Source organism: Saccharopolyspora rhizosphaerae, assembly GCF_003931915.1.
Lineage (GTDB): Bacteria > Actinomycetota > Actinomycetes > Mycobacteriales > Pseudonocardiaceae > Saccharopolyspora > Saccharopolyspora rhizosphaerae.
The window spans coordinates 35179-58056 of the sequence record NZ_RSAA01000017.1 but is presented as its reverse complement, the minus strand read 5'-3'; the positions used below and the strand labels follow the sequence as shown (position 1 = coordinate 58056).

The window sequence follows — 22878 nt, the reverse complement described above, 5'->3', positions numbered from 1 at the left end:
TTCCGCGGGCGTACCGGCGGTGGAGGGCCGGCCGGTGAAGGAGGTCAGGCCGGGGGATCGCGCTCGTCGGACTCGACGAGCGCGGCGAGTCGGGCCTCGGCGCGCCTCCGGCGCTCGATCAGGTCATCGGCCCGCAGGTCCTGGGACAGCGATACGCACATCAGCACCATGACCAGGGCGAACGGCACCGAGGCGAGGAACGTCACGTTCTGGATCCCCTCGAGGGCGTCGTCACCACCGGAGAGCAGCATGATCGCTGCGACGGAGCCGGTGGCCACGCCCCAGAACACGATCATCCACTTGCTCGGCGAGATGGTGCCGTGCTGGGAGAACTTCCCCATGACCAGCGACGCCGAATCCGCTCCGGTGATGAAGAAGATCGCCACCAGGACGATGACGAGCGCCGTGATCACCGCCGGGATCGGGAGGGCGTTGATGACGGCGAAGATCTGCGTCTCCTCGCCTCCGGCAGCCGTCACGTCGGTGCCGTGGCGCTGCAGGTCGATCGCGGTGCCGCCGAAGACCGCGAACCACACCACGCTGACCGCGCTGGGCACCAGCAGAACCCCACCGACGAACTGGCGGATCGTGCGTCCCCGGCTGATGCGGGCGAGGAAGGTCCCCACGAACGGGGCCCAGGAGATCCACCACGCCCAGTAGAAGATCGTCCAAGCTGACAGCCACTCGTCCACCGCATCGTCCCCGGTGGCCCCGGCGCGCCCCGCCATCTCGGCGAAGTCGGCCACGTAGTTGCCGATCGCCGTGGGGATCAGGCTCAGCACGAACACCGTCGGTCCGGTGATCAGGACGAACAGCAGCAGCGACGCGGCGAGCGCCACGTTGATCCCCGACAGCCACTGGATTCCCCGGGCGACACCGGACACCGCCGAAGCGACGAAGCAGATCGTCAGGACACCGATGATCAGCACCAGCGTCGCACCGCCCGCGGCCCCGATCCACCCTGCGCTGCGCATGCCGCTGTTGATCTGCAGGGTGCCGATGCCCAGCGATGCCGCGGATCCGAACAGCGTCGCCCACAGCGCGAGGACGTCGATCGCCTTGCCGATCGGTTTGGTGGCCGGGCGCGAACCCAGCAGCGGGGTGAACGCGGCGCTGATCGTCTGCTTCCGCCCGCGGCGGAAGGCGCCGTAGCCGATGGCGAGCCCGACCACGGAGTAGATCGCCCACGGGTGCAGCGCCCAGTGGAACAGCGTCGTCGCGAGCGAGGCGCGCACCGCGGCCTCGCCCGTCGGTGCGAACGAGTCCGGCGGAGGCTGCGCGTAGTGCGCCAGCGGCTCGGCGACGCCGAAGAACATCAGGCCGATCCCCATGCCGGCGATGAACATCATCGCGATCCACGACGGCGTGCGGAACTCCGGCTGCTCTCCGTCGCGGCCGAGCGGGATCGCCCCGTAGCGGCTCAACGCCAGCCACCCGACGAACACCACGAACCCCGTGGTGACCAGGGCGAAGACCCATCCGATGTCCTTCACCGCCCAGCGCAGCGCGGCGTCGGCGAACGCCCCCAGCGACCCGGGTGACGACACACCCCACCCGAGGAAGATCAGGACGAGCAGCGCCGCGACGCCGAAGACGACCCGGTCGGTCGGTGCTCGGGTCGGCTCGTCCGGTGCCGGTCGTTCCACGTGCCCACCCCAAGATCAGTTGATCGTCACCGGCCGCGCATGCGGAACGCGAGCACCGTGGTCGTCGCGAGGACGACCACGCCGATCGATTCCACGACCACGGAGGTCGGTGCGAGCGTGTAGTCCAGGCTCGACCGCAGCCCGAAGAGCCCGGTGGGGGTCAGCGCGATCAGCAGTGCCAGGAGCGTCCCGAGGACGAGGAGCAGGCTCAACGCGCTCACCAGCAGCAGTTTCTCGCGGGTGACGACCAGGGCGACCGCCAGCACGAGGGAGGCGACCGCGTTCACCACGAACGACGCGCCGAGCAGGCCGCCGGTGCCGGTGAGCACGAGGAACAGGTGGATCTCGCCCATGCCGAGCAGGAGCAGCGCACCGACCACCCGCAGCACCAGCAGCGGCCGCCTGCGGCCGGCCCCAGCGGAGGCTGCACCCCCAGCACGACGCTCAGCTGGCATCTCCACGGCCTCGTCCTCCGCCCCGCCACCCGGGGGCCTCCACGACACGTACGCGCCCACCCAGTCCACCACACCTCCGCGGGTGCCGCTGAACCGCAGGAAAGATCCACTGTGGACGCGTTCCTCGAGCTCCGGACGGAGGGGTGGGCCGCTGGCGGGCAGTGGGGCTCACGCCGACGAGATCGGCTCACGCGCACTTGGCTCGTGGGCCCACGGTCCCGGACGGTGACCTCCCGGAGGTCCGGCTCCCCGTCCGTTGCGGGGGTGAGCGCCGTCTCCGCACGACCGCTGTCCTAGGAGGACAGACGGCGACACCGATCGCGTCCGGATCAGAGCGCGGTCAGAGGCGGTCGAGGAGTTCCCGCTTCTTCTGCTCGAACTCACCCTGGGTGAGGATGCCGTCGGCGTGCAGCTTCCCCAGCTCGCGGATGGTCGCGAGGATCTCCTCGCGCGACATCTCCGGCCGCGGCGTGGTTGACGGCAGCGCGGGACGGCTCGCCGCGCTGCGCAGCCCGAGGGGGGCCTCGGGTTGCGCTTGCTGGATCGCCGCCTGCACGGCCGCGGCGAAGGGCAGCGAGACGGCCGTGGTGCCGAAGCCGAATCCGAACAGCAGGGTGCGGACGTTGTCCACGGGCGGTGCGTCGCTCCGCTCGCCGTGCGGCACCAGCAGGAGGTGGCCGGAGGTCAGGCCTGGCTTGACCCACTCCACGCCGGCGAGCTCGGTCAGTTCGTGGCGCCGCTTCGGCGAGCGGTGCTTGACCCGAGAAGCGTCCGGGTGCCACTGGAACTCGACCGCGGAGCCGTCGAAGGACGCCTCTCCGTCGTAGCCCTTGAGCCGCCGAGGTGATTGGTCGACCTCGACCAGGAACCGAGGGGCGGGTGAATCGGAATCCGGGTTCAGGTCGCAGTGGTCGTTGATGTGATCGGCGTAGTACGTCGCCAATTCCTGCTGCTCCGGTTCGAGCTCGATCAGGTGCGGCTCGGATTCGTCCGAGAGCTGTCCGGCGGCGACGTCGGTCAGCGGGTCCGCCCCGGGACGCAGGTGCAGCATCACCTGCGGATTGCCGTCACCACCGGACGCCGTGGCGCGGGAAACAGCTTGGTACGGGATGGTTCGGTGCTTGATCTTCCGCAGCAGGCGGGGTTGGCCGAGACCGCTGGAGTAGTTGATCTCGATCCGGTCCTGTTCGAAAACCCACGTGGCGTTCGTCCCCGCCAACTCCAACCCCAGTCCCATGCTGGGCAACCTACCAGCGTGCGAAATCACCCGGCAAAATTTCCGAGCACTTTTCAGGGTTTTGGAGGTTGCGCACACGAAGTTCCTGTGCTGGCAGTTGTTTCCCGGTTTCGCCCGGAGCGGTGTGATGACCACGAGGGCCGTTCACGAGCGGAATTCGCGACAACCGCGCCGAATCTGCACCTCGTGATCGACCACGCGCGAGAAGACGTGTTCTTCCGGGCGAACGGTGCCGAGCGTTCCTCGGCAGGCAGGGCCAGCGGTGGCCGTCGACGCGGGTTCCGGCTGGGCGGATCCGGCCGGAACCCGCGGCCGTCAGGCGTTGTCGACCGTCACAGCAGGTGGAAGGTGCTGTAGTGGTCGGGGGAGAAGTAGACCTCGTTGGTGGTCGTGTCCAGGACCAGGCGGTAGGCCTGGCGCTGGGCGCCGCACTCGCGCGGGGTCACGTCGAACTCGAGGTAGTCGTGGCCTTCGGGGAGCTGGCCCTCGTAGTTGTTGTAGGTGCCGCCGGCGAAGTTGCACTGCCCGTCCGGCCAGTCCACCCAGCCGCGCTCCGACGGGTAGTTCAGCGACGCCCAGATCTCGTTCGAGCTGCGCGCTTCGTCGCAGCCCTTGACCTCGCAGACCTGCTCGACCGCCGGTGCGGCGGGCTGTGCGAGCGCGACGCTGCCCCCGCTGAGCAGGCCGAACACGGCGAAGGCGGCGACGAGCAGCTTGACCACTGGGTTCATGCGATGGAGCTTCACGTGTCCTCCCGGAAGTAGTCGGCGCCTCTGGAATCTAGAGGCGTCTCAGCTTTTCCGGGGCCGATCTGCGACAACTGGACACGCGGATCACCGGGACGTGAACGTTCGGCGACGCGTCAGCTCGTGCCCGGGCCCTGCTCCGTCACCGCTTCGACCTGGGTGTGCATGAGCGCCAGCGTTTGGTCGAGCGTGAGGCCCGAGTTCACGGCGTGGTCGAGGTAGGTCAAGATCCGCTGCGCGTCCTCGTTGAGGACCGCGTTGGTGGCGTCGGCGGTGGCCGCGTCGAGGGTGCCCAGGCCCGCTCGGTGGTGCGCGCCGCGGATCGCCCGCCGCAGGACGGCCGTCTCCTCCGCGGTGGGACGCCGGCGCTCCTCGGTGAGCCGGGCGAGGACGCGGCGCACGGTCGGGTCGTGCCGGACCGTCGCGGCGCGCGCGGCGTAACCGGCCACCAGCTGCGAGTCGCGGCGGGCGTCCGGAGCGTTCTGACCTGCGTTGACGTGGGCGGGCGGCAGCTCGCTGCCCAGAGCGTCCAGCGCCCGCTGCAGCCGGGCGTCGCGAGCGCGTGCCCGCGCGACCGGATCCGGACGGCCCTCGTTCGCGCGCTCTCGCGCCCGCTTGCGGGCCTCCTGACCGGCTGCGGTCAGCTTCCTGGGCCGGGAGACGAGCCCGTCGTTGATCTGCTGCTGACGCTTGAGCCGCAGGTGCATGTCCAGCGACTGGCCGGCCCGGGGCGGCGCCAGGCGGGCGTTGCGCTCGAAGTCGTCGTCCTCGTCGCGGAACCACGCGCGCAGCCGCCGGACCAGGAAGTCCTCCGGCGACTCCTGGTCACCCCGGCGGGGCTGGTAGCCCTCCCGGCCCTCCGGCAGGTTGTCGAGTGCGACCTTGATCGCGTCGACGCACCAGCCGGCGTCGAACCAGCGGGTGAGGACCGCGATGGCCTCCGAGGTCACCGGGTGACCGGGGAACAGGTCGAGGAAGAGCTTCCGGGTGGCGAGCTCGGCCTGCTCCCTGTCGGACGGCACGACTCGGCCGGGCCACGTCTGCGGGGTGAAGGCCATCGACTCCTCCAGAGGTGCTCACGGCTCCGCTCAGTGTGCAGCGGACCACGGTCACCCCGTCGCAGGGGCTCCCGATTGGTGGGTCTCGACTATTTTCGCGGTCCACCACGCGGCGGTAACTACATATCCATACTTCCCGGTAACAGGCAGGGTGAGCTTGGGCGTGGGAGCGGTGTGCTCCTGTCGAGAACTGTGGGAGGTCTGGTTCGGTGTTCCGTCGCGTGGCGATCGTCAACCGCGGGGAAGCCGCGATGCGGCTGGTTCATGCTGTGCGGGAGGTGGAGGCGGAGTCCGGTGAGCGCATCGAGACCGTCGCCTTCCACACCGACGTCGACCGCGCGGCGGCCTTCGTGCGGGAAGCGGACCTCGCCTACGACCTCGGACCGGCGCGCGACCGGCCCTACCTCGACATGGGGGTCCTGGAGCGCGCGCTGACCGACACCGGGGCCGACGCGGCGTGGGTCGGCTGGGGGTTCGTCGCCGAGGACCCGGCGTTCGCCGAGCTCTGCCAGCGGCTGGGCGTCACCTTCATCGGCCCGAGCGCGACGGCGATGCGCAAGCTCGGGGACAAGATCGGCGCGAAGCTGATCGCCGAGGAGGTCGGCGTCCCGGTGGCGCCGTGGAGCCGGGGTGCGGTCGCCGACCTGGATGCGGCGATCAGCAGCGCGAAGGAGATCGGTTACCCGCTGATGCTCAAGGCCACCGCGGGTGGCGGCGGGCGCGGCATCCGCGTGATCCACGACGAGCAGGAGCTCGTCGACGCCTACGAGCGCACCCGGCTGGAGGCCGAACGGGCCTTCGGCAGCGGTGCGGTCTTCCTGGAACGACTGGTCACCGGCGCGCGGCACGTCGAGGTCCAGGTCATCGCCGACGGGCAGGGCACGGCGTGGGCCCTGGGGGTCCGGGACTGCTCGGTGCAGCGGCGCAACCAGAAGGTCATCGAGGAGTCCGCTTCCCCGGTGCTCAGCGCCGACCAGACGCGCGAGCTCAAGAAGTCGGCCGAGCGGCTCGCGCTGGCCGTGGACTACCGCGGTGCCGGCACCGTCGAGTTCCTGTACCACCCGGGTGAGCAGTTGTTCGCCTTCCTCGAGGTCAACACCCGGCTGCAGGTCGAGCACCCGATCACCGAGGCCACCACCGGCGTCGACCTGGTGAAGTCCCAGCTGCAGGTGGCGGCGGGCGACAAGCTGGAGGGCGAGCCGCCGGCTGAGTCCGGCCACGCGATCGAGGCCCGGCTCAACGCCGAGGACCCGGATCGCGACTTCGCCCCCGCACCGGGCAAGATCGTCCGGCTCGACTTCCCCGCCGGGCCCGGCATCCGCGTCGACACCGGCGTCAGCGAGGGCGACACCATCCCCGCCGACTTCGACTCGATGATCGCCAAGATCATCGCCGTCGGCCGCGACCGCGACGAAGCGCTGGGCAGGTTGCGCCGCGCGATGGCGCAGACCACGGTGCTCGTCGCCGGCGGCGCGACCAACAAGAGCTTCGTGCTCGACCTGCTCGACCGGCCCGAGGTCGTCGACGGGTCCGCCGACACGGGCTGGATCGACCGCGTGCGCGCCGAAGGCGACCTCCAGGCGCACCAGCACTCCGCGATCGCCCTGGCCGCCGCCGGCATCGAGGCCTACGAGGACGCCGAGCTCGTCGAGCGGCAGCAGTTCCTGTCCACCGCCCACGGCGGTCGGCCGCAGGCGCGGCACGAGAGCGGGCAGCCGCTGGAGTTCAAGCTGCGCGGCTCGAGCTACCGCGTGCAGGTCGCGCGCGTCGGGCACCAGCGCTTCCGCATCGGCATCAGCGCCGCGAACGGAGGGCCGGTGCACCCCGCTGACGTGGAGGTCGAACGCTTCGACGAGCACGCCGGTCAGATCACCGTCAACGGACGGCGGTTCCGCCTGGTCACCGACACCCACGGTCCCGTGTGCCTGGCCGAGGTCGACGGTGTGGCCCACCGGGTCAGCCGCGACGAAGGAGGCGTGCTGCGCTCGCCGGCCCCGGCCCTGGTGGTCGCGACGCCGCTGGAGGTCGGCGCCGAGGTCGAGGAAGGCGCTCCGGTCCTCGTGCTGGAGAGCATGAAGATGGAGACCGTGCTGCGCGCCCCGTTCCGCGCCAAGCTCAAGGAATGCCTGGTGCGCACCGGCAGCCAGGTCGAGACGGGTGCTCCGCTGCTGCGGCTGGAACCGCGGGGCGACCAGGGTGAGACCGCTGCCGCGCAGGAGGGCTCGGAGGTCGCCGACCTCGCGCTGCCGTCCGGACCCGCTGACCTGGGTGCCGCCGAGCGCGCGGCCCGCAGCCGGCAGGACCTGCGCAGCATGCTGCTGGGCTTCGACGTGGACCCGCAGGACGAGCGCCGCGTCCTCAACGACTACCTCGACGCCCGCAAGCAGCTCGTCGCGGCCGGTCAGCGACCGGTGGCCGAGGAGATCGAACTGCTCGAGGTCTTCGCCGACCTCTCCGAGCTCAGCCGCAACCGGCCGGTCGGGGAGGAGACGGCGGCCGACTCGCGGGTGCACAGCCCGCGCGAGTACTTCCACACCTACCTGCAAAGCCTCGACGTCGAGCGCGCCGGGCTGTCCGAGACCTTCCAGCGGCGGCTGGTGCGGGCCTTGGCCCACTACGGGGTCCACGAGCTGGACCGCACGCCCGAGCTGGAGGAAGCCGTCTTCCGGATCTTCCTCGCCCAGCAGCGCGCCGCCTCCGACGAGGCGGCCGTGTCGACCCTGCTGCGCCAGTGGCTGGCCGAGGCACCTCCCTCGGGTGCGGACCGCCAGGCCGCGGGACTCGCCCTGGAGCACCTGGTCGCGGCCACCCAGGTCCGGTTCCCGGCGCTGTCCGACCTCGCCCGCACCGTGGCGTTCCGCTGGTTCGCCCAGCCGATGCTGCGCCGCCGTCGCGCCGAGGTCTACGCGGACGTGCGCAAGCACCTGCGGTACCTGGACGAGAACCCGGACGCACCCGACCGCGTCGAGCGGATCTCCGCGATGGTCGCCAGCGCCGAACCGCTGGTCCGGCTGGTCGGCCAGCGCATCGCCCGCGAGGACACCGATCCGGCGCCGCTGCTGGAGGTCCTGGCGCGCCGCTACTACGGCAACCGCGAACTCGACGACGTCCGCACCGTCGAGGCTGCGAGGTGCACGTTCGTCGCCGCCGAGCACCGCGGCGCGGGCTCCCGCGTGGTGAGCACCGCGGTGGACTTCGCCGCGCTGCCTGAGGCCGTGCGCGCGATCGGGGAACTGGCCGCGGACGGTGACCTGGTCGCCGACGTCTACCTCGTGTGGGACGGCCAGCCCGACGACACCGCCTCGATGGCCACCCGCCTCGGCGAGGTCCTGGCCACGCAGCAGCTGCCGAGCCAGGTCAACCGGATCACCACCACCGTGGCCGGTCCCAGCGGCGCGGTCATGCACCACCACTTCACGTTCCGCCCCTCGGCGGAGGGCTTCGTCGAGGACCGGCTGATCCGCGGGCTGCACCCGCTGATCGCCGAGCGGATGCAGCTGGAGCGGTTCCGCGAGTTCGACCTCACCCGCCTGCCCTCGGCCGACGAGGAGGTCTACCTGTTCCGGTGCGTGGCGCCGAACAACCCCGCCGACGAGCGGCTGGTGGCGCTCGCGCAGGTGCGGGACCTCACGCCGCTGCGCGAGGAGGACGGCAGGGTCGTCGCGCTGCCCGCGGCCGAAGGTGTGCTCACCGCGTGCCTCGACGCGATCCGCAAGGCGCAGACGAAGAAGCCCAAGCCCCACGAGCGCTCCGGCACCAACCGGATCGTCATCTACGTCTGGCCGCCGAACGAGCTGCCCTTGGACGAGCTCGACGAGGTCGTGCAGCGCGTGCTGCCCACGACCGCGGGTGCCGGGCTGGAGGAAGTGCTGTTCCTGGTGCGGCAGCGCGACCCGAAGACCGGTGAGCTCGCCGAGCACGCCGTCCGGATCGGCTCGGACGTCGGTGCGGCGACGCGGATCTCGGTGGAGGAGCCCTCGACCGAGCCGGTCCAGCCGCTGGACAGCTACCGGCAGAAGGTGCTCAAGGCCGCCAAGCGCGGAACCGCCTACCCGTACGAGCTGACCGACATGCTCGCCGGTGCCCGCGGTTCGTTCGTCGAGCACGACCTCGACGAGTCCGGTGCCCTGGTGCCCGTCGACCGCCCGAAGGGCCAGAACTCGGCCGCGCTCGTGGCGGGCGTGGTCAGCACACCCACCCCGTTGCACCCGGAGGGCGTGGAGCGCGTCGTGCTGCTGGGCGATCCGACCAAGGCGCTCGGCGCGCTGTCGGAACCGGAGTGCGCGCGGGTGATCGCGGCGCTGGACCTGGCCGAGCGGATGCAGGTCCCGCTGGAGTGGTTCGCGCTGTCGGCCGGTGCCCGCATCTCCATGTCGTCGGGCACCGAGAACATGGACTGGGTCGCGGCGGCCCTCAAGAGGATCGTGCAGTTCACCCAGGACGGCGGCGAGATCAACGTGGTGGTCGCGGGCATCAACGTCGGCGCCCAGCCGTACTGGAACGCCGAGGCCACGATGCTCATGCACACCAAGGGGATCCTGGTGATGACGCCGGATTCGGCGATGGTGCTCACGGGCAAGCAGTCGCTGGACTTCTCCGGCGGCGTCTCGGCCGAGGACAACTTCGGGATCGGCGGGTACGACCGGGTGATGGGCCCGAACGGGCAAGCCCAGTACTGGGCGCCGAACCTGGCCGCGGCGACCGAGGTGCTCATGGCGCACTACGAGCACGCCTACATCGCCCCGGGCGAGTCCGCGCCGCGGCAGGCGCCCTCCACCGACCCCCGCGACCGCGACATCTCCGACTACCCGCACCGCCTCGCCGGCAGCGACTTCCGCACGGTCGGGGAGATCTTCTCGCCGACGGCCAACCCGGACCGCAAGAAGTCCTTCGACATCCGCACCGTGCTGCGTGCGGTGGCCGATCAGGACCACGACGTCCTGGAACGCTGGGCGGGCATGGCCGACGCCGACACCGCGGTCGTGCAGGACGCGCACCTCGGCGGCCGGCCGGTGTGCCTGGTGGGCATCGAGTCGCAGCCGGTGGCGCGTCGCGGCTTCCCGCCCACCGACGGGCCCGACTCCTACACGTCGGGCACGCTGTTCCCGCGTTCCTCGAAGAAGGTGGCCCGCGCGATCAACGCGGCCAGCGGGAACCGGCCGCTGGTGGTGCTGGCGAACCTGTCCGGGTTCGACGGGTCACCGGAGTCGATGCGCAAGCTGCAGCTGGAGTACGGCGCGGAGATCGGCCGGGCGATCGTCAACTTCGACGGACCGATCGTGTTCTGCGTGATCTCCCGCTACCACGGTGGCGCGTTCGTGGTGTTCTCCAAGGCGCTCAACCCGAACATGACGGTGCTGGCCGTGGAGGGCTCCTACGCCTCGGTGATCGGTGGTGCCCCGGCGGCCGCGGTGGTCTTCGCGGGCGAGGTCAACGAGCGCACGGCCCACGACCCGCGGGTCCGCGAGCTCGACGAGCTCGTGTCCGCGGCCGACGGTCCGGAACGCGCGGCGCAGAGCCTCAAGCTCGCCGACGTCCGAGCCGAGGTGCGGGCCGAGAAGCTCAGCGAGGTGGCCTCGGAGTTCGACCGCGTGCACAGCATCCAGCGCGCGGTCGAGGTCGGCTCCGTCGACGCCATCGTCCGCGCCGCTGAGCTGCGCCCCCGCATCATCGACGCCATCGAAACCCGTCTGGGCTGAGCGGCGAGTGGTGGCGGAGTCCCTCCGGAACTCCGCCACCACTACCGCGCTCGTGGCTCAGCGTCCGGTGAAGCGCGCCGGTCGGCGTTCCCGGAACGACGCCGCCACGCCCTCCGCGTGGTCTTCGGAGGCGAAGCATTCCTGCATGGCGGCTCGCGTGTCCGAGAGGTGTTGCGCTGCAGAACGTGGCGTCCCGTCGTAGACGAGCTGCTGATCGGGCGAGCTGAGAAGGGCGAGGCGGCGGCGATGCGTCCGGCGAGCTCGGTCGCGGTTCCCTCGGGCTCGTCGGGCTCGACGAGCCCGGAGACGTATCCGATCCGGAAGGCCTCTTCGGCGTCCAGAGGTTCACCGGTGAACAGCAACCTCAACGCTGCGGGGAGACCAATCTGCTTGGGCAGCAACCACGAACCGGCGCCGGTGTCCGGAACCAAGCCGCGCTGCCCGAAGTTCCCGGCGAAACGAGCGCGGGTGGAGGCGATCCGCACATCGGCCTGGCAGGTGAACTCCGCACTCATGCCGACCGCGGGTCCGTCGACGGCGGCGATGACCGGCTTGGCGCAGCCCACCAGCAGCATGTCCGACTCCGACGGCACACCGCCCCGATCCGCGGCGTCCCGCCCGTCGAGGTCAGCGAGGTCGATGCCGGCGCAGAAGCTGCCGCCACGGCCGGTGATGACGAGGACGCGGACGTCCGGGGCCGCACTCGCCCGCTGCACGCCCTCGCGGAAGTCGGCGAGCATGCGGTCATCGCCCCGCGCTTGTCCGGGCGGTTGATGGTCAGCGCTGGGCGACTCGGTACTCGATCTCGGCCATCGTGGGCGGAACCTCCTCGCGCAGCTCATCGTCCGACGTAGTGCGGTTCCCGCTTCTCCAGGAACGAGCGGACGCCCTCGCGGTGGTCCTCGGTGGCGAACAGGTCGCCGAGCGCCGTGCTCACCCAGGTGCCGAGGTCGTGCCAGTCCGGGTCCAACGCCCGGCGCAGGCCGCGCTTGAGCGCCGCCACCGCCAGCGGCGGGTTGGCGGCGATCGCCTGGGCCCGCTCCACCGCCGTGGACAGCAGCGCGTCGTCGGGGACCACCCGCCCGACCAGCCCGATCCGCTCGGCACGCTCGGCGTCGATCACCTCGCCGGTCAGCAGCAGCTCAGCGGCACGTTCCCGGCCGACCAGCTGGGCCAACCGCGCGATGCCGGCGACGTCGCTGCACAGCCCGCGCTTGACGAACAGCTCCCCGAACCGGGCGCTGGTCGCGGCGATGCGCAGATCGGCCACCAGCGCCAACTCCATCCCCCACCCCACCGCGGGACCGTTGACGGCGGCGATCACCGGGACGTCGGTGTGCAGCAGGGCGTCGGCGGCCGGGGTGAGCCGCGGTTCGGGTCGGGGAGGGGTGTCGCCGCTGCCCATGAGCTCGCGGACGTCGTCACCGGAGCAGAACGAGCGGCCGGCTCCGGTGACCACCAGCACCCGCGCCGAGGTGGTGCGCACCAGCTCGGTGAGCTCGTCGTAGGTGCGGCGGCGCAACGCGTTGTGCACCTCGGGACGGTCGAGCGTGACGATCCCGACGTGACCGTCGACCTCGTACCGGACGTCGCTCACGCCGAGTGCTCCAGGTCGAGGCCAGGGGAGTCCCATTCCAGCTCGTAGAGGACGCCCCGCCCGGAGGAGGTGACGTAGGCGGTGCGGGAGTCCGCGCCGACGAAGCAGATGTTGGTGACGAACGGGTCGTGGTCGGGCACCCGGACCTGCCGCAGCAGGGTGCCGTCGGGCGCGATCACGCTCACCGCGCCGGTGACCAGGGTCGCCACGCACACGTTGCCGTCACCGTCGACGGCCAGCGAGTCCAGCAACTGGTGCCCCGCGAACCCGTGCAGCAGAGCGCGTTCCCCGAGCCGCCCGGGGCCCTCGACGTCCCAGCACCACACCCGGCCGGGCCCGGTCTCGGCGACGTAGACCTTCGTCCCGTCCGGGGAGAGACCCACGCCGTTGGGCTGCACCAGCGGGTGCGCGACCTCCACGATCGACGAGCCGTCCGGCTTCGCGTAGTAGAGCGCCCCGGTGTCGTTGTCGCGCTCGCGGGACTTGCCCAGGTCGGTGAACCAGAAGCCACCGTGCGCGTCGAAGACCAGGTCGTTCGGTCCGCGCAGCGGCCGGCCGTCGCACTCGGTGTAGAGGTCGGTGACCTCACCGTCGAGCGTCACCCGCTGGATGCGCCCGCCGATGTAGTCCGCCGGCTGGTGGCCCGGAGCGGTGATCCCGTCGCGGTCGTGCCACTCGAAACCGCCGTTGTTGCACACGTACACGGCCCCGTCAGGCCCGATGGCCGCACCGTTCGGGCCACCACCGAGCTCGGCGACCACGCTCACCTCGCCGTCGGGGGAGACCCGGGACAAGGTCCCGCGCCGGATCTCCACCAGCAGCACTCCACCGTCGCGCAGTGCGACGGGACCTTCCGGGAAGTCGAGCCCCGTGGCGATGACGCGCATCCGGGAACCGATCGCAGGATCGATGGCCATGTCCCACCCTTCGTCGCCTTTGACGAACGATCGCTAACCACTCGAACGTAAGCGGGTGGGCACCGGGGGTCAACGATCGCCGGTCGTTCAGCGCATCGAACCGCGCTGGACGAAGTTGTGGTGCCAGGACAGCGCCTCGTCGAGTAGGTGCGGCGTGTGCAGGCCGAACGCCGACTGCTGAGCGCGCTGGAAGTAGTCGCGCAGCGCGGGCTTGTAGTCGGGGTGGGCGCAGCGCTCGATGACGAGCTCCGCCCGCTTCTTCGGCGACAGCCCGCGCAGGTCGGCCAGGCCCTGCTCGGTGACGATGACGTCGACGTCGTGCTCGGTGTGGTCGACGTGCGAGACCATCGGCACGATCGACGACACGTCACCGCCCTTGGCCTGCGACGGGGTGACGAAGATCGACACGTAGGCGTTGCGGGCGAAGTCCCCGGAACCGCCGATGCCGTTCTGGATCTTGCTGCCCATCAGGTGGGTGGAGTTGATGTTGCCGAAGATGTCGGCTTCGACGATGCCGTTCATCGCCAGGCAGCCGAGCCGGCGCACCACCTCGGGGTGGTTGCTGATCTCCTGCGGCCGCAGCATGATCTTGTCGCGGTAATCGGCGGTGTTCCGGTTGAAGCGCTCCACCGCGGTCGGGCTCAGCGAGAAGGCCGTCGCGGAGGCCATCTGCAGCTTGCCGGAGTCGATGAGCTGCAGCATGCCGTCCTGGATGACCTCGGTGTAGGCGGTCAGCCCGTCGAAGGGACCCTCACCCAGCCCGGCGAGCACGGCGTTGGCCACGTTGCCCACACCGGACTGCAGCGGCAGCAGCTCCCTCGGCAAACGCCCGCTGCGCACCTCCAGCTCGAAGAAGTCGAGGACGTGCCCGGCGATCTGCTCCGACGTCGCGTCCGGCGGGGTGAAAGACGCGTTCCGGTCGGGAGATTCAGTCTCCACGACAGCGATCACCTTGTCCGGCGGGCAGTCCAGGTAGGGCTCACCGATCCTGTCGGACGGGTGGGTGATCGGGATGGGCTTGCGGTGCGGCGGCAGCGCGGTCCCGTAGTAGACGTCGTGCATGCCCTCGAGGCCCTCGCTCTGCCACGAGTTGACCTCCAGGATCACCCGGTCGGCCTGCTCCAGCCACGTCTTGTTGTTGCCCACCGAGGAGGACGGGATCAGGCGACCGTCCTCGGTGATGCCGCTGACCTCGACGACGGCCACGTCCAGGTCGCCGTAGATGCCCTGCCACACGCGCTGCGCCACGTGGGAGAGGTGGATGTCGGTGTAGTCCAGGCGACCCTCGTTGATCTTCTGCCGGCTCACGGGGTCCGACTGGTACGGCAGCCGCAGGTCGATGCCCTCGACCTCGGCCAGCGCCCCGTCGAGCTCCGGCGCGGTCGACGCCCCGGTCCACAAGCCGACCTTCATGGGATCGCCCTGCTCGTGGGACTTGGCGACGCGCTTCGCCAGGGCCTCCGGGACCTCCTTCGGATACCCGGCGCCGGTGAACCCGCTCATGCCCACGTTGTCGCCCGGTCGGATCAGCTCCGCGGCTTCGTCGGCCTCGACGACCTTCGCGGCGAACTGCTGATTCCGAATCCTGCCGGACATACACGACCTCCACTCACCGTTGAGACGCGCCACGCCGTTGACGCCGGCGTTTCGTGTGACGCGGATCCTAAGCACGGAGTTCGCCCGAACTTAACTGTGACGCGGCGCACGAACGCGTTTGCGCGAAGCGCTGGCCGGTTAGTCCCGTCCCTTCCCGCATGGGCCGTGAGCAGGCAAGACAGTGCTCCGGAATCCGATGCGCGGTGGGCCGCTCTGATCATGTTGCCGGGATCGCAGTTGTTCGCTGGGCGACACCAGCGATCGCCCAGCGAACTTCTCGGCTTCTGCTCACGCCGGCCGCTACCCAGATCATCGACGCACACCACCCGAACCCGGCCGTGGTCGTCGACCTGCACGGGCACCTCGTCGCCGCCAACGCCGCGGTCGACCTGCTCGCGGCAGCTGTCGGACCCGCCACTGCTGGCTCCACCCGTCAACGTCCTGCGCCTCAGCTCGCACCCCGCGGACATGGCTTCCCGCATCCGCAACTGCCCGAGTGGCGAGCACACCTCCTCGACCGGCTGCACCCAGCCCGCAGGCCAGCGCGGGCGCCATCGCGCCGGGGCCACCGCCACCCGGCCCTGCGCGGCCTCCACGGAGAGCTCAGCGCCTACCCGGGAGACACCGACGAGCCACAACCGACCACCGACGAACCCCGGTATCGTCGTTCCCCGCACCACCGCCACGGCGACCAGGACCTGTCGCTGATCAGCACGACGACGGTCTTCGGCGCTCCCAAGGACGTCACCCTCGCCGGCCTGGCGATCGAAACCTTCTTCCCCGCAGACGAGAGGACGGCGGAGTTGCTCCGGGCCCTGTCGTGACCGCCGGCCCACATGGCCACCAAGCGGGCAGTTGAGAAGCCGCCCGCGTCGTCAGCGTGCTTGCAGCTCCAGGGAGGCCCTTCGCCTCCAACCTCGGAGGCGTCTGGGCCGACGGAGGCGAAGACCGTTCCGGCGAAACGCGGTCAGCCGTTCGGGACGATGACGGCTCGGCCGTTGATCGTGCCGTCGTGGAGGCGTTCGTAGGCCAGTGGTGCTTCGTCGAGGGAGTAGGTCTCGGTGTGGACCGAGAGGACCCCAGCGCGTGCGAGTTCCAGCACCTCGTGGAGCTCGCCGCGACTGCCCCAGTAGGGCGCGCTGACGGAGGCCTCGAAGGGGAGGAATCCGAAGCCGACGGGCAGGCTACCGCCGCCGATGCCGACGATGCTGATGTCGGCTTCGACCGAGGCGACGGCGCCGGCCATCTCCACCGTCGGTTGCGAGCCGACGAAGTCGAAGACCGCCTGCGCGCCACGGTCACCTGTCATCTCGCGGACCTTCGCGGCGGCCTGCTCGTCTGACCGCACCGTTTCGTGCGCACCGACGGTCCGGGCGAGGGCGAGCTTGTCCTCGTTGACGTCCACGGCGATGACGCGGGCGGTGGTCAGCGCCCGCAGGACCTGGACGCCGATGTGCCCCAGCCCGCCGACTCCGATGACCACCGCGGTCGCACCGGGGACCAGCTTGGGCAGCGAGGGCTTGATCGCGTGGTAGGGGGTCAGGCCCGCGTCGGTCAACGGCACTGCGGTGACCGGGTCCAGCCCGTTCAGCGGGACGAGGTGGCGTGGGTCGTCGACGAGCAGGTACTCGGCCATTGAACCGGGGGCGCCGAGCCCGGGAGGTTGGATGCCCAGCTCAGCGGCCCGAAGGCAGTAGTTCTCCTTGCCGGCGGCGCAGTTGAGGCACCTGCCGCACCCCCACGGCCCGTAGACGGCGACAGCGTCACCCTCGGCCACGCCGGTGACGCCCGCGCCCAGCGCGGCGACCGTGCCCACACCCTCGTGCCCCAGCGTGAGCGGCAGAGCGAACGGGAAGTCGTCGGCGGGCCAGCTCATCACGGAGATGTCGGAGTGGCACGCTCCGGCCGCAGTGACCTCCAGCAGCACCTGACCAGGCCCGGGCTCGGGATCGGGGACGGTCACGACCTCCGGCGCGGAGCCGACCTCGCGGTACTGCAACGCCTTCATGCCTCGCTCCTCCGTTGGCGCGGGTACTTCGCGCATCGTATGCGAGCGGGTTCGCGCACGCGGTTCACCGCAACCAACACGTGGCGACCCGCCGCGCTGAGCAACCGATTTCACCGGATTCGCGGTCGTCGATGTCCGTGAGTCACGAGCACGCTGGGATCGTGACCGCGATCGAGCGTCGTTCGGACCCAACATCGTTGTTGCTCAAGCACATGTCGGAGCGCGAGTGCGCACGGTTCCGCAATCGGAACCTCCGCCAGCCGGGTGCCCGGCGCCGTGTCCACGCGGTCGAGCTTCGCAACTGGATCGGTGGGCTGAAACTCCCTAGCCCAGCCTGCCACCAACCGTTGGACGCACTCGCATTGGCCGGAAGATCCGAAGCCGTGACCGCGCTGGTTGACTGTGCGAAGTGCCTTTCGCGCAATCCCGACCCGTTCGCGCCCTTGACGGTGGTGGACGGCGGGCAACTCGCCCTGAAGCTGGAGACCGGCGACTCCGCTGAGTGAGTTGAGGGTGGGACCTTCGGGTGGTTCTCCTGCATCAACGGGACGTCGTGGCTTCCTCTTGAGAACGATCGGAACGCCACCGGACCTGTGGGAGGGAGCTTCGTGCCGGGAAATCCCGATCAACCGCGAGACAGCAAGGGTCGTTGGACGAAGAAGGCGGGCGGGACAGTCGGCGCGATCATCGCCGGGCTGGTGGTGGCGTCGAGTGGTGGTGCCACCACCGCCTCCGTGGGCACCTCATTGGAGACCTCCGTCGCCCAGCGCGCAACCCAAGCCAAGACGACGAAGACCAGCAAGAACACCGCGCGGAAGGGAGATGTGCGCGGAGCGCTGAACCGGATGGGACTCCGAAAGCTTCGCCACGAGGTGAGTCGCGACCTCCCGTGCGTCGCGCAGTCCTACGGCGAGGTGCAGCAGTACTTCCTGCGCCATCCGTGCAAGAGGCTGCAGCAGCGGCTCTTCCCCGTCGCTGACGCCGAGGGCAACGTCATCGCTGTTTCACTGATGTGGGTGCGCATGCCGTCGTGGTCCAGCGCGTCGGGGTTGAAGAAGGTGGAGGACGAGTACGGGACCGGCGACGTGATCCCCTTTGGTACGCAGCTGTTGGGCTTCGGCGGTGTCCGGTTCACCGCGAAGCACTACGACTCCCAGCAACGGGGTGCCATGCTCACGATCGCCGAGGCGGAACCGGTACGCGGTAACCCGTCGAACGCGTTCCTCGACTCGGTGGCCTCGGTCGTCGTGGAACTCCCACCGCCATGAGGTCGTTCAGGTCATCTCTCAGGAGCTGGTAACGCGGGACAACACCTCGCGCTCGCGCAACGCCTGCGCCGCAGGGGGTTCGGTGTCCGAGTGCTCCAACCGGGGGAAAATGATCGAACCCGTCCTGGTGGTCGTCGGTCTCCGCTACGGTCACTGCTGTTTCGCGGTTCCGCCGCGCGAACGCCCAGTGCTGGACGCGGTGCCGGTTGCCTCGAGCCCGTCGGTCCAGGCACGTCCGGTGCCCGCGCTGCGGCTGCCGTCCGGGGTGGGGGAGGTGGTCGGCATGTCAGCAGGTCGCTGGCCCATGCCCGCCGTGGTGGAGCTGGGTGACCTGGGGCCGTTGTCGGGAACCGTCGCCGAGCAGAGAGCGGGTGTTCACCGCATCCTGCACCATCCCGGGTGGCTGGCGAAGCTGGACGAGCAGCCCGCGGGGCAGGACGAAGCCGTCCGCGTGGACGAGCTCGTGGCGCTGCCCACCGCTCTCGCCGAGGACGATGCGACGGTGCTGCGGACCTGCACGGCGTGGCCTGCTGCTCGCATCACGACGTCTGACGGCAGTGCGCACGGGTGCGTGATCCCAGCAGTTCCCGAGGGTTCCCGCCAGATCGGTGAGCAGCACGTCGACCGGCAGAGCAGGTCGGACCGGCTGCGTGCGTGCCGGAACCTGGTGGCGGTGGCGGACGTGCTGGAGCGCCACGACCTGGTCCACCCGGACTGGTCCTGGAACACCGTGCTGTGGCGCCCGGACGTCTCCGTCTTCGTCACCGACGTCGACCGGTGCGGCCGGGGAGCGGTCCCGAACACCCCCTTCCCGGACTGGGACGACCCGCTCACCCCACCTGCTCAGGAGGCCGACGCCTGCACCGCCCGGTTCCGCGTCGCCTTGCTCGTCACGCGCTGGCTGACCGGGCAGAGCGAAGGGGCTGCTGCGGTTGGCGCACTGGCCGACTCCGACGGTCTCGGCAACCGCGGCCTGCGGGAGGTCCTGCTCGACGTCCTGCTCAGCACGCGGCGCGAACAGCGGCCTTCGACGGCCGAGCTCGAAGCGGTGCTGGCTGGTGAGCTCTACGTGCGTGACGGCGCGTTCCCCGGGCGCCTGCCCCTTCCGGCCAGGCCGGTTCGCGAGCCGTCGGCCTCCGTCGAATACCTGGACTGAGGGGGAAGCGGTGGATCAGATGAAGTGCCACTCCTGCGGCGTCACCAACGAGGACGACTTCGTCCTGTGCTGGAAGTGCGGACGGCCACGGGCTGCGGAAGGGGCCGCCGGTGGAGGCTTGACGCGCCTGGGCGAGCCTGCGGCACGTGTCGTGCCGGGCACCGGCTTCAACCGCGACGCCACCCGGTACCTCTGCGCCGCGCTCCAGATGAACGCGGGTCTCAACGAGCTGGCGCACAAGCACCTCCTGCGGGAGGAGTACCGGTCGATCACCTCCTCGCCGGGCATCGACCTCGTCACGGTCCTCAAGTGGGGCGTGGCGGCACGCAGCAGGCAGTTGACCCGGGACGTGCTGCTCGTGGTCCTGCTGCTGATCGGTCTCGGGCTGCTCAGCAGTCCGGAACCCGAGTGGGTGCTGCTCCCGCTCTTCGCCGGGTGGGCGGTCATGTTCGTAGAAACCCTGTCCACCTACTACGGCGTTCTCGCCAGGCACTTCCGCCGTTCCTGTTTCAACCCGGCGAACGCCCCGGCACCCACCAGCGAAGCGACCAGGAAGCGGTTGGAGGCCGTCTCGGTCCACGACCGCGGGAACGTCACGGTCTTCGCCAACTACGGTCCCTTCGCCGGGCACGGCACCCCGTTCGGCAACTGGTCGTTCACCCTGAACGTGGCCAAGGCGGCCGAAGGCGAGGAGGCCATCGACTTCACCACCGCCGAGCTGCGCGACTTCGTCGCGGACGCGGTGCGCGGCATCGGCCTGCCGGGCGTCATGGTCGAGGACCGGGTCTTCGTCAGCGGCCAGGACCTGTTGCACGGCCTCGAAGCTCCCGTGAAGCAGGCGATCCTGCCGGACGAACTGGCCGCCCCCGCCTCCCGCGTCGACGAACCACTGATCGCGCAGTTGCGCGAGGACCCCCAGAGCCGAGCACGTCCGTACCTGGTCGTCCGCGTGGGCGGGTGGAGCGGGGAACTCGTGGTCACGATGTTCCTCCGCTTCGCGCTGATGCCCCGCAAGGACCAGCTCTACGTCGAGGCGAACTACTCCTTGCTGCGACCGCTCCAGGAGCGCTACCAGCACGTGGACCGGCTGTTGGGCAACCCGACACCCCGCCAGTTCGTGAGGTTGGCCGGGTCGAGCCTGGCCAGGTTCGTCCCCACCACGTTCGGCGCGGTCCAGCGCATCTGGGGAGTCGTGATCGCACCCGTCGTGGCGGAGTTCACGCACCGGCGCGAGAAGCGGGAGATCACGCACGAACGCAGCTTCAACTACGGAGCCGTCATCAACCTGCGCGAGAGGGCCTCGGACTTCCGGTACCACCGGTACTTCCAGAGCTTGGACAAGGAGATGTACTCCAAGCTCGCCGAAAGGCGCGTGGTGGACGCGCTCGAGGAGTTCCTGGAGGCGCACAACATCGACACGAGCGATCTGCGGGAACGCCAGACGACGATCCTGAACAGCGGGATCTACGTGTCCGGGCAGGGCAGCTTCAAGGCCGGCAGCGTTGCCGTCGGCAGGAACCCGATCTCTCACGCGTTCGCCCGGGCAGGGAGCACGTTCGCCCGGGCCGGGGCGGCAGTGCAGAACAGCAGGGGGAAGTGACCCATGAACAACTACGGGATCAACGTCAGCGGATCGGGCCAGTTCAACGCCGACGCCGTGGCGGTCGGCCCAGGAGCGCGAGCCGTCTCCCACGGGAACGCGCAGCAAGTGCGAGAGCTCCAGAGACAGGTCGAACAGCTGCTGGGGGAACTGCGGGCAGCCCGAGCCGACGGGCGGCTCGAAGACGACGAGGTGGTGCGCGACGCCGAAGCGCTCGCCGACGCCGCGGACGGCGAGAACCCGGACCAGGGCAGGATTTCCCGGCTGCTGAGCGGGATCTCGTCGTCGGTGGGGCAGGTGGGGGAGCTGGCCACCGCGGTGACCAACGTGCAAGGAGCCGTGAGCTCCTTGTTCGGCTGAGCGGGACGAGGGCGCATCGGCATGGCACGAGCGGAAGAAGGCGAGCTCGTCGGCGGGCGGTACCGGCTCCTCCGGGGTGCCGGGCAGCGGTGGCGAGCCCGCGACGAGATCAACGGCGAGCAGGTGAGCCTGGAACGGGTTCGCGTGCGCTCAGCGCAGGACGCGAGTGATCGGGTCGCGCGGTTCGAGCAGGACCGGGGCGAGCACGCCCAGCACCGGACCGTCGCGCTCCGGAAGGCTCCGAACCTGGTCTTCGCCGACCACCTGCTCGCCGACGAGGACGTCGTCTGGTCGGTGAGCAGGCTCGTCGAAGGACGCACCCTCGCCGAGGACATCGCGACCTACGGACCTGCCGCGGCCACGACCGTGGAGCCGATCGCGCGAGACCTCCTCCGGGCGTTGTCGGCTGCGCACAGCGAGGGCATCACGCACGGCTCCCTCTCGCCCGCGGCGGTGCGGCTGACGGGCACCGGCGAAGCGCTGCTCACCGGGTTCGACGTGCCCGTCGACGACTCCTCGTACCACCCGCCCGAAGGCCGCGACCCGAGCCCGGCCGGTGACGTGCACGCGCTGGGATCGACGCTGCTCCACGCGCTCGAGGGACGGTCACCGGGGCACTCCGGAACGCCTGCGCACGGCGGCGAACTGGGTCAGCTGATCGCGCGCATGCGCGCAGCGGACCCCGCCCAGCGACCCAGCGCGGACGAAGCGTGGGGGCTCGTGGAGGCTCCCGCGGACCGGGTGGTGGCACCCCGGCCCGAGTCCGAGGTTCCCGCCGACCAGGCGCCGTACCGGTTGTTCCCGGTGGTCGGGGTGGTCGTGGCGATCGGACTCCTCCTCCTGGTCACCGTTGGCCTCATCCAGCTGGAGGATTCGGGCACGTCGTCGTACGACTCGGACGGCGTGTCCACATCGGACAGCACGTCCTCCGACGAGTCCTCGGAGGATGGTGACGAGTCGTACTACTGGGACAGCGACGAGTCTGACTACTGGGACGAGAGCGGCACGACGACGACCACCACGTCGGACTCCACGGAAGAAGCTTTCGACGACGTGCAGGAGGGGAGCTGCCTCCCGATCTACCAGTCGGGTGACGGTGAGTGGAACACGTCGGTCCCACCGGATCCGGTTCCGTGCGACCACGACACGGCTGGTGTCTTCCTGGTCATCAGCACCACGCTCGACAGCACGGACTGCCGGAGCGAGTCCGAGGACCACGTGCCGTGGAGCTACACGGGCGATTCCGGCGACACCACGACGCTGTGCCTCGACCGCGTGTGGGTGCCGCGGTACTGCGTGCTCGCCGAGCTCACCGGGGACGACGGCGTACGCATCGGAACCAGCACCGCGGTCGACTGCGACGAGACCGAGCTTCCCAGCGACTACAACACGGTCCTCGTCGTCGACAGCGTGAAGACCGACCCGACCGCGCCGTGCGCGAGGAGCTCGTCCGACACCGCTCGCTACTACTCCCTCACCGCCGACGAGGGCTCGTCCCTCGTGTGCTTCACCTTCCCGAGCTGAACACAGCGTGA

The 22878-nt window shown here is 70.3% G+C and carries 18 protein-coding genes; 8 read left to right on the top strand and 10 right to left on the bottom strand.

Annotated features, from left to right (window positions below; all coding sequences use genetic code 11):
* Positions 1 to 44: 44 nt before the first annotated feature.
* The 5 genes from EIL87_RS18410 to EIL87_RS18390 form a co-directional block, all read right to left on the bottom strand.
* Complete coding sequence (locus tag EIL87_RS18410) at positions 45 to 1646, bottom strand: BCCT family transporter (RefSeq protein ID WP_125091803.1); 1602 nt, start codon at positions 1644 to 1646, stop codon at positions 45 to 47.
* Positions 1647 to 1672: 26 nt separating this feature from the next.
* Positions 1673 to 2107, bottom strand: a complete 435-nt coding sequence (locus EIL87_RS18405) for a hypothetical protein (RefSeq protein ID WP_199740497.1) — start codon at positions 2105 to 2107, stop codon at positions 1673 to 1675.
* A 334-nt stretch (positions 2108 to 2441) separates the two neighbouring features.
* Positions 2442 to 3338, bottom strand: a complete 897-nt coding sequence (locus EIL87_RS18400) for a DUF4429 domain-containing protein (RefSeq protein WP_125091802.1) — start codon at positions 3336 to 3338, stop codon at positions 2442 to 2444.
* 332 nt (positions 3339 to 3670) lie between these two features.
* Positions 3671 to 4069, bottom strand: a complete 399-nt coding sequence (locus EIL87_RS18395; protein WP_125091801.1) for a ribonuclease domain-containing protein — start codon at positions 4067 to 4069, stop codon at positions 3671 to 3673.
* 131 nt (positions 4070 to 4200) lie between these two features.
* Positions 4201 to 5142: a hypothetical protein gene (locus EIL87_RS18390; RefSeq protein WP_125091800.1), complete on the bottom strand. Its 942-nt coding sequence runs from the start codon at positions 5140 to 5142 to the stop codon at positions 4201 to 4203.
* Between the two features lie 209 nt (positions 5143 to 5351).
* On the opposite strand from EIL87_RS18390, the gene EIL87_RS18385 reads away from it, so the two are divergent.
* Positions 5352 to 10841 carry an ATP-binding protein gene (locus EIL87_RS18385; protein WP_125091799.1) on the top strand — a complete coding sequence of 1830 codons (5490 nt, stop codon included), beginning with the start codon at positions 5352 to 5354 and terminating at the stop codon, positions 10839 to 10841.
* A 41-nt stretch (positions 10842 to 10882) separates the two neighbouring features.
* Here the strand turns inward: EIL87_RS18385 and EIL87_RS18380 are convergent, their stop codons facing one another.
* The 4 genes from EIL87_RS18380 to EIL87_RS18365 all read right to left on the bottom strand — a co-directional run bounded on the left by EIL87_RS18380 (position 10883) and on the right by EIL87_RS18365 (position 14951).
* Positions 10883 to 11581 (bottom strand): enoyl-CoA hydratase/isomerase family protein, encoded by a 699-nt coding sequence (locus EIL87_RS18380; RefSeq protein WP_199740496.1) that lies wholly within the window; start codon positions 11579 to 11581, stop codon positions 10883 to 10885.
* Between the two features lie 98 nt (positions 11582 to 11679).
* Positions 11680 to 12438 carry an enoyl-CoA hydratase/isomerase family protein gene (locus EIL87_RS18375; protein ID WP_125091798.1) on the bottom strand — a complete coding sequence of 253 codons (759 nt, stop codon included), beginning with the start codon at positions 12436 to 12438 and terminating at the stop codon, positions 11680 to 11682.
* Positions 12435 to 13355 carry an SMP-30/gluconolactonase/LRE family protein gene (locus tag EIL87_RS18370; RefSeq protein WP_233576356.1) on the bottom strand — a complete coding sequence of 307 codons (921 nt, stop codon included), beginning with the start codon at positions 13353 to 13355 and terminating at the stop codon, positions 12435 to 12437. The genes EIL87_RS18375 and EIL87_RS18370 overlap by 4 nt, the downstream gene beginning before the upstream one ends.
* An 87-nt stretch (positions 13356 to 13442) precedes the next feature.
* A complete protein-coding gene (locus tag EIL87_RS18365; protein WP_125091797.1) occupies positions 13443 to 14951 on the bottom strand; it encodes an acetyl-CoA hydrolase/transferase family protein in 1509 nt (502 codons plus the stop codon).
* Between the two features lie 158 nt (positions 14952 to 15109).
* Between EIL87_RS18365 and EIL87_RS18360 the strand changes: the two genes are divergently transcribed.
* A complete protein-coding gene (locus EIL87_RS18360) occupies positions 15110 to 15775 on the top strand; it encodes an MmyB family transcriptional regulator (RefSeq protein WP_267898862.1) in 666 nt (221 codons plus the stop codon).
* 143 nt (positions 15776 to 15918) lie between these two features.
* On the opposite strand, the gene EIL87_RS18355 is transcribed toward EIL87_RS18360, so the two are convergent.
* Positions 15919 to 16959: an NAD(P)-dependent alcohol dehydrogenase gene (locus EIL87_RS18355; protein WP_125091795.1), complete on the bottom strand. Its 1041-nt coding sequence runs from the start codon at positions 16957 to 16959 to the stop codon at positions 15919 to 15921.
* Between the two features lie 161 nt (positions 16960 to 17120).
* Here EIL87_RS18355 and EIL87_RS18350 point away from each other — a divergent pair, with 161 nt between their 5' ends.
* The 6 genes from EIL87_RS18350 (at position 17121) to EIL87_RS18325 (ending at position 22867) form a co-directional block, all read left to right on the top strand.
* Positions 17121 to 17465, top strand: a complete 345-nt coding sequence (locus tag EIL87_RS18350) for a hypothetical protein (RefSeq protein WP_125091794.1) — start codon at positions 17121 to 17123, stop codon at positions 17463 to 17465.
* Between the two features lie 366 nt (positions 17466 to 17831).
* Positions 17832 to 18227 carry a hypothetical protein gene (locus tag EIL87_RS18345; protein WP_125091793.1) on the top strand — a complete coding sequence of 132 codons (396 nt, stop codon included), beginning with the start codon at positions 17832 to 17834 and terminating at the stop codon, positions 18225 to 18227.
* Between the two features lie 283 nt (positions 18228 to 18510).
* Complete coding sequence (locus EIL87_RS18340; protein WP_158628662.1) at positions 18511 to 19383, top strand: hypothetical protein; 873 nt, start codon at positions 18511 to 18513, stop codon at positions 19381 to 19383.
* 10 nt (positions 19384 to 19393) lie between these two features.
* A complete protein-coding gene (locus EIL87_RS18335) occupies positions 19394 to 20983 on the top strand; it encodes a hypothetical protein (RefSeq protein WP_125091791.1) in 1590 nt (529 codons plus the stop codon).
* Between the two features lie 3 nt (positions 20984 to 20986).
* Positions 20987 to 21343 (top strand): DUF5955 family protein, encoded by a 357-nt coding sequence (locus EIL87_RS18330; protein ID WP_125091790.1) that lies wholly within the window; start codon positions 20987 to 20989, stop codon positions 21341 to 21343.
* Positions 21344 to 21364: 21 nt separating this feature from the next.
* Positions 21365 to 22867, top strand: coding sequence for a protein kinase family protein (locus tag EIL87_RS18325; RefSeq protein WP_125091789.1), 1503 nt, complete (start codon positions 21365 to 21367; stop codon positions 22865 to 22867).
* The last annotated feature ends 11 nt before the right edge of the window (positions 22868 to 22878 follow it).

Bases quoted from the DNA above. Each gene is read 5' to 3' on its own strand.
- EIL87_RS18340 (WP_158628662.1), top strand. From the start codon at position 18,511: ATGTCAGCAGGTCGCTGGCCCATGCCCGCCGTGGTGGAGCTGGGTGAC.
- EIL87_RS18365 (WP_125091797.1), bottom strand. From the start codon at position 14,951: ATGTCCGGCAGGATTCGGAATCAGCAGTTCGCCGCGAAGGTCGTCGAG.
- EIL87_RS18355 (WP_125091795.1), bottom strand. From the start codon at position 16,959: ATGAAGGCGTTGCAGTACCGCGAGGTCGGCTCCGCGCCGGAGGTCGTG.
- EIL87_RS18325 (WP_125091789.1), top strand. From the start codon at position 21,365: ATGGCACGAGCGGAAGAAGGCGAGCTCGTCGGCGGGCGGTACCGGCTC.
- EIL87_RS18395 (WP_125091801.1), bottom strand. From the start codon at position 4,069: ATGAACCCAGTGGTCAAGCTGCTCGTCGCCGCCTTCGCCGTGTTCGGC.
- EIL87_RS18330 (WP_125091790.1), top strand. From the start codon at position 20,987: ATGAACAACTACGGGATCAACGTCAGCGGATCGGGCCAGTTCAACGCC.
- EIL87_RS18380 (WP_199740496.1), bottom strand. From the start codon at position 11,581: ATGCTCGCCGACTTCCGCGAGGGCGTGCAGCGGGCGAGTGCGGCCCCG.
- EIL87_RS18400 (WP_125091802.1), bottom strand. From the start codon at position 3,338: ATGGGACTGGGGTTGGAGTTGGCGGGGACGAACGCCACGTGGGTTTTC.
- EIL87_RS18370 (WP_233576356.1), bottom strand. From the start codon at position 13,355: ATGGCCATCGATCCTGCGATCGGTTCCCGGATGCGCGTCATCGCCACG.
- EIL87_RS18360 (WP_267898862.1), top strand. From the start codon at position 15,110: ATGGGCCGTGAGCAGGCAAGACAGTGCTCCGGAATCCGATGCGCGGTG.
- EIL87_RS18390 (WP_125091800.1), bottom strand. From the start codon at position 5,142: ATGGCCTTCACCCCGCAGACGTGGCCCGGCCGAGTCGTGCCGTCCGAC.